Origin of the sequence: Nonomuraea basaltis, assembly GCF_005893125.1 — a bacterium.
Lineage (GTDB): Bacteria > Actinomycetota > Actinomycetes > Streptosporangiales > Streptosporangiaceae > Nonomuraea > Nonomuraea basaltis.
On the sequence record NZ_VCJS01000557.1, the window covers coordinates 1 to 1,404 of the forward strand.

At 70.5% G+C, this 1,404-nt stretch carries 2 protein-coding genes; both read left to right on the forward strand.

Annotation, left to right across the window (positions count from 1 at the left end; genetic code table 11):
* On the forward strand, positions 1-620 hold a 620-nt coding region (iscB, locus tag EJK15_RS76060), incomplete at its 5' end, for an RNA-guided endonuclease IscB (protein WP_240778158.1).
* Positions 599-1,084, forward strand: a complete 486-nt coding sequence (locus EJK15_RS76065; protein WP_240778159.1) for a hypothetical protein — start codon at positions 599-601, stop codon at positions 1,082-1,084. The genes iscB and EJK15_RS76065, both read left to right, overlap by 22 nt.
* Positions 1,085-1,404: the final 320 nt, after the last annotated feature.

Sequence of the window (1,404 nt, forward strand, 5' to 3'; positions counted from 1 at the left end):
GCGGGCTGTTCGCGGTGCAGCTCGACCATCGGGGCGGGCGCATCCGTGACCGGCTGGTGGCGCGGGCCGCCTTCCGGCGGCGGCGCCGGGGCGCGAACCTGCGCTACCGGGCGCCGCGTTTCCTCAACCGGGCCCGGCCGCGGGGATGGCTGGCCCCGTCGCTGCGGCACCGGGTGGACACCACCATGAGCTGGGTGGATCGGCTGGCCCGGTGGGCGCCGGTGCGGGCCGCGCACGTGGAGCGGGTGGCGTTCGACACCCACGCCATGTCCGCGGGCCGCCCGCTGGAAGGGGCCGAGTACCAGCAGGGCACCCTCGCGGGCTATGAGGTGCGCGAGTACCTGCTGGAAAAGTGGCGCCGCCGTTGCGCCTACTGCGGCGTCAGCGGCGTGCCGCTGAACATCGACCACATCCATCCCCGGTCCCGGGGCGGCAGCGACCGGATCAGCAACCTGGCCGTGGCCTGCATCGGCTGCAACCAGGCCAAGAACGCCCGCCCGGTGGAGGAGTTCCTGGCCGGGCGGCCCAAGGTCCTGGCCCGTCTCCATGCTCAGGCCAAGGCCCCGCTGCGAGACGCCGCAGCGGTCAACGCGACCCGGTGGCGCTGTGGCGGGCCCTGACCGCCACCGGCCTGCCCATCCACACCGCCTCCGGCGGGCGGACCAAGTGGAACCGGCATCGCACCGGCGCGCCCAAGTCGCACACCCTGGACGCCCTGCACGTCGGCGAGCTCGATGCCGTGACCTACTGGCCCGCCGCCGTGCTGGTGGCCACATGTGCCGGGCGCGGCGGCTACGCTCGCACCCGCACCGACCGTTTCGGGTTCGGTCGGCTACGGCTCCCCAGAGTCAAACAGATCCACGGGTTCGCCACCGGTGACCTGGTCCGCGCCAGCGTGCCCTCCGGCAAAAAGGCCGGAGTGCACACCGGCAGGGTCGCCGTCCGCTCCACCGGCAGCTTCAACATCACCACCGCCCTCGGCACCGTCCAGGGCATCGGCCACCGGCATGTCCGCCTGCTGCAACGCGGCGACGGCTACGCCTACCACCACCAAGGAGAAAGCGAAAACGATTCGCCACTGTGACCGTTTCGACGGCGTTTCGCCTGGCAGCGGATCTACCTGGTGCGGCACCGGGGCCGGTAATCGCCTCGCGGGTGCGGCGGCGTACCGGCTAGCATCGAGGCATGACGATCTCGCCGGTGATGATGGCCCCCTAGTAGTACTTTGTTAGTTCGTCATGGTGGTCGTTGATGGCAGGTGGGGCATTGGCCTGCCCAGGTGGCTAACAGCACCTGGAGCATGTGCAAGATCTTGTAGAAGGTCAGGCCGCCCCAGCCGCTTTTGGGCTGGTCAAGCGCAGTTCAGTGAGGAACAGATGGGCGGCCGAAGCCAAGGTGACGTGG